Origin of the sequence: Enterobacter sp. SECR19-1250 (assembly GCF_013391025.1) — a bacterium.
Classification (GTDB): Bacteria; Pseudomonadota; Gammaproteobacteria; order Enterobacterales; family Enterobacteriaceae; genus Enterobacter; species Enterobacter cloacae.
In genome coordinates this window covers 1-4,270 of sequence record NZ_JACASJ010000193.1, presented here as the reverse complement: position 1 = coordinate 4,270, position 4,270 = coordinate 1, and the positions used below count along the sequence as shown (strand labels likewise).

Annotated in this window: 5 protein-coding genes and 1 pseudogene; 1 reads left to right on the top strand and 5 read right to left on the bottom strand. The window is 55.6% G+C overall.

The window, feature by feature from the left end; all coding sequences use genetic code 11:
• Positions 1-65: 65 nt before the first annotated feature.
• From HX884_RS25480 to HX884_RS25470, 3 genes are read right to left on the bottom strand one after another with little or no spacing between them, the layout of a single operon-like run.
• Positions 66-608, bottom strand: a complete 543-nt coding sequence (locus HX884_RS25480; protein WP_178328973.1) for an acireductone dioxygenase — start codon at positions 606-608, stop codon at positions 66-68.
• Positions 605-1,294: an acireductone synthase gene (mtnC, locus tag HX884_RS25475; protein ID WP_014831058.1), complete on the bottom strand. Its 690-nt coding sequence runs from the start codon at positions 1,292-1,294 to the stop codon at positions 605-607. The genes HX884_RS25480 and mtnC overlap by 4 nt, the downstream gene beginning before the upstream one ends.
• Positions 1,291-1,905: a methylthioribulose 1-phosphate dehydratase gene (locus HX884_RS25470; RefSeq protein ID WP_178328972.1), complete on the bottom strand. Its 615-nt coding sequence runs from the start codon at positions 1,903-1,905 to the stop codon at positions 1,291-1,293. The genes mtnC and HX884_RS25470 overlap by 4 nt, the downstream gene beginning before the upstream one ends.
• 122 nt (positions 1,906-2,027) lie before the next feature.
• Here HX884_RS25470 and HX884_RS25465 point away from each other — a divergent pair, with 122 nt between their 5' ends.
• The gene (locus HX884_RS25465; RefSeq protein WP_178328971.1) at positions 2,028-3,188 is read left to right on the top strand and encodes a pyridoxal phosphate-dependent aminotransferase; all 1,161 of its coding nucleotides are present in this window, start codon (positions 2,028-2,030) and stop codon (positions 3,186-3,188) included.
• Here the strand turns inward: HX884_RS25465 and HX884_RS25460 are convergent, their stop codons facing one another.
• Together HX884_RS25460 and HX884_RS25455 are read right to left on the bottom strand one after the other, a co-directional pair.
• On the bottom strand, positions 3,189-3,815 hold the full coding sequence (locus tag HX884_RS25460) for a ParB/RepB/Spo0J family partition protein (RefSeq protein WP_013097610.1): 627 nt from the start codon (positions 3,813-3,815) through the stop codon (positions 3,189-3,191).
• A pseudogene (locus tag HX884_RS25455) lies at positions 3,800-4,216 on the bottom strand (DUF3440 domain-containing protein); the annotation flags it as partial. The gene HX884_RS25460 and the pseudogene HX884_RS25455, both read right to left, overlap by 16 nt.
• Positions 4,217-4,270 lie beyond the last annotated feature (54 nt).

Sequence of the window (4,270 nt, the reverse complement as noted above, 5' to 3'; positions counted from 1 at the left end):
ACTTCATCGTGCTTTTCATTTTTCTGGGGAACCCTCAGCCCAAAGGGAGAGGGAGCAATTTTCACCTATGCCAGACGCGGATACGCATCCGCAATCGCATCACCGGTAAACTGCGCCACCCAGCCCTCCGGATTATCGAATATACGGATGGCCGTAAAGTTTGGCTCTGAGCCCATATCAAACCAGTGTGGTGTGCCCGCCGGTACCGAAATCAGGTCGTTTTTCTCGCACAGCACCTGATACACCTCATCGCCAATGTGCAGGCAGAACAATCCCGCGCCTTCTACGAAAAAGCGCACTTCATCTTCGCCGTGGGTGTGCTCGTTGAGGAATTTGGCGCGCAGCGCTTCTTTTTGCGGGTTGTCGGCGCGCAGGCTGATCACATCCCAGCTCTGATAGCCTTTCTCCGCGACCAGTTTGTCAATGGCATACTGGTAAGCGTCAATGACCACTTCTGGGGCAGGGTCGCGCCCTAAATCACGGTCAGCCGCCCAGCGTTCAAAACGCACGCCTTTGGTGTTGAGCTGTTGGGCGATCTCGGCGGCGTCGGTGCTGTGCCACAGGTGCTTACTGGCGTCTTTATCGGAATAAATGGTTAATGCGCTCATGAAGGGATCTGCTCCGGGTTAATCTCGTCGAACTGGTGAACCTGATGATGGTGGCTTGCGCCGTCATCATCACCGCGAATCAGCTGCAGGGTGCGAAAACCGGCCTGTTCAGCAGCGTCCAGCTCCTGATGGATATCCGACAGGAACAGGATCTGCGACGGGGCGATGCCCGTCTGCGCTGCAATATTCTGATAAGACTGCACCTCACGCTTGGCACCAATATGGGTATCAAAGTAGCCGCTGAACAGATGAGTAATATCACCTTCATCGCTGTAGCCAAATAACAGTTTCTGCGCAGCGACGGAGCCAGAGGAATAAACATAGAGATCAATACCTTGCGCTTTCCACTTTTCCAGCGCGGGTAGCACGTCCGGGTAGAGATGGCCGGTAAAGTCGCCGTTGACGTAACCGTCGTGCCAGATAATTCCCTGCAGGGCCTTCAGCGCCGTCGATTTACGGTCTTCATCCATAAAGGTGAAGAGGGTCTCGATAAGATCGCTGACGCTGGCGTGCGGAGCGTCGATTTCATCGCGCAGGTTGTCCAGAATCGATTTGACCGGCTCGGCGTACTGCTGGGCGGTGACGAAGGCCGCCAGACGCTCACGCGCATAAGGGAACAAAACATCATGGACAAAACGGATATCGCTGGTGGTTCCCTCAATATCCGTCACAATTGCGCGAATCATATCTTCTCCAGTTGTCGTAAACGCATTTCGCATTCAAATAAGAATTCCAATCCTTCCAGATGACGGCGGGCTTCGGCCACATCACGTCCCCAGCAGGTTAAGCCATGGCCGCGCAGAAGAAAACTATAATTAAGCGGGCGCTCCTGGGCGTAATGGGCGATTCGCGAAGCGAGGGCGTCTATATCCTGGTCGTTATCGAATACCGGAATGGCAACCGTAGCCAGATGCGTGGTCTGCCCGGTGAGGGATTTTTGCATCTCAAAGCCGCTGATGTGCAGCTCCGCCTCTTTCACCAGCCGCGAGAGCACCGTGGCGTTCACCGTGTGGACGTGCAGTACGGCGTTGGCCTCCGGGAACAGGCGATAGATGAGCGTGTGTAACCCGGTTTCGGCCGAAGGTTTACGGCCAGAGGGGGCGCGATTGGTGGCGATCTCCACCTGCAGAAAATCATCCGGCGTGAGGCTGCCTTTGTCTTTGCCGGATTCACTGAGCCAGCACAGGTTTTCATCCTGACGTACCGACATGTTGCCGCCGGTGGCGGGGGCCCAGCCTTTGGCGCCAATCCAGCGGCAGGCTTCGACCAGTTGCGTGAGTTGCAGGTTGTCTGTCATTTCCTTTTACCCTCTCGGTCAGGAATATTTATATTGTTTAGACGTCTAAGCGTCTTGATTGCCAAAGACTAACATCGTGTTATAGTGGCAGCAACATAAGTATTACAAGCAGGCACCCCACAATGAGCAATAACGCATTGATTCCGCAAAGCAAACTTCCCAACCTGGGCACCACTATCTTTACGCAGATGAGCGCTCTGGCCCAGAAGCACAACGCCATTAACCTCTCGCAGGGGTTCCCGGATTTTGATGGTCCAGGCTATTTGCAGGAGCGTCTGGCCTGGCACGTTGCCCAGGGGGCGAATCAGTATGCGCCGATGACCGGTGTGCAGGCATTGCGTGACGCCATTGCGGATAAAACGGCGGAATGCTATGGCTATCAACCGGATGCCAACAGCGACATTACGGTGACGGCAGGTGCGACTGAAGCGCTGTATGCGGCCATCACCGCGCTGGTTCGCGCGGGCGATGAGGTTATCTGCTTTGACCCAAGCTACGACAGCTATGCGCCTGCCATCGAACTGTCCGGCGGCGTGGTGAAGCGCGTGGCATTACAGCCGCCGCATTTTCGCCCCGACTGGCAGGCGTTTGCTGCGCTGCTGAGCGACAACACCCGGCTGGTCATTCTGAATACACCACACAACCCGTCGGCGACCGTGTGGCAGAAGAGCGATTTCGCCGCGCTGTGGCAGGCCATTGCGGAACATGAAATTTATGTCCTGAGCGACGAAGTGTATGAGCACATCTGCTTTGCCGGGGAAGGGCACGTCAGCGTGCTATCCCATCCGCAGCTTCGCGAGCGCGCTGTGGCGGTGTCGTCATTCGGTAAAACCTATCATATGACCGGCTGGAAGGTGGGGTACTGCGTGGCACCGGCGGCCATCAGCGCGGAGTTGCGTAAAGTGCACCAGTACCTGACGTTTGCGGTGAACACGCCTGCCCAGCTGGCGCTGGCCGATATGCTGCGCGCTGAGCCTGAGCATTACCGTGAGTTGCCCGAGTTTTACCGCGCACGCCGGGATCGGTTTGTGAGTGCCCTGAGTCAGAGCCGTCTGGAGATCCTGCCGTGTGAAGGCACCTATTTCCTGCTGGCCGATTACAGCGCCATCTCCGATCTGGACGACGTCAGTTTTTGCCAGTGGCTGACCAAAGAGGTGGGCGTGGCGGCGATCCCGTTATCCGTCTTTTGCGCCGATCCCTTCCCGCATAAGCTGATCCGTCTCTGCTTTGCGAAACAGGAATCGACGCTGCTGGCGGCGGCAGAGCGTCTTAACGCGCTCTGATTATTTGACCGTCCAGGCTTCTGAGTAACGGCGGTCTGCAAAGAGTTCCAGCAGGCCGTTGATTTGCTTGAGGCGCAATACCTCGTCGCTATCCATTCCCAGTTCCTGACTGATTCTCTCGTCGTCCCAGCCAAGCTGCACCAGCTCGCGGACAATATCGGACATCGCATTGATTTGATGGCGGCCGCGCGCCCGATTATGGCGAATGGTGGCCGCTATCCGGTCGAACTTTTTCTGCCGCTCTTTACGCAGACAGGTAACAGGCAGATAGCCTTTAAGCTGGCGTTTTAATACCGCCCGGTTGGACCCAATTTCATGGCGATGGAAGCCGTCGACAATTTCATAATGCCGGGCCTCACTTTCTGTCACCACAATGGGTTGGGTAAAACCGTCCATCTCCAGGGATTTACAGAGCAGCCGTTTTTCCGGCGGGGCAACGTTGTTGGGGTTGTAATCGTTCGCGGTAATCTCGTCCTGTTTGATCCACAGTACGCAGTCGACAGGCTGTTCGCGAAAAGGGCTATTTTCATGGATGGCCTGGCGAAAGGCGTTAATGGCTTCAATGCGTTTATCTTCGGGAAGAGACTGAAGATAATTTTTCATCTCGTTAATTAATTGCTGCTGCATAAGATCCCCCACTCCTTGCGTTTTGATTTCATCCGTTCGCTGTAACGCTGGTAATGCCTGGGTTTGTTCGGACTGAATGACAGCGCCCGGCACCAGTAGTCATTGTTGAGTAATACCTTGCACACGCGTCGCCAGGACGGGATATCTTTGGCGCCGATATCGCCCTCCTGGGTGTCGGGAATATCGGCCATGCCTCTCTTCTGATACCAGTGCAAATAGATCGCGATTTTATTGCGGTAATGTTCCGCAGTGGTGTGCGGCATGCTGTCGAGAAGCAGCATGGCGTATTCCCGCCAGCTGAGCGCGTCGGGTTTCAGAATTTTGCGGTGGCCATAGAAATGATTGTCCTGCCCCGCGTAGACCCCGCCACTGTGCACGCCGTTTACCCGCTCACACATCGCCGGGCTTTGTTGAATAAATCAGATTTCGGGTAAGTCTCCCCCGTAGCGGGTTGT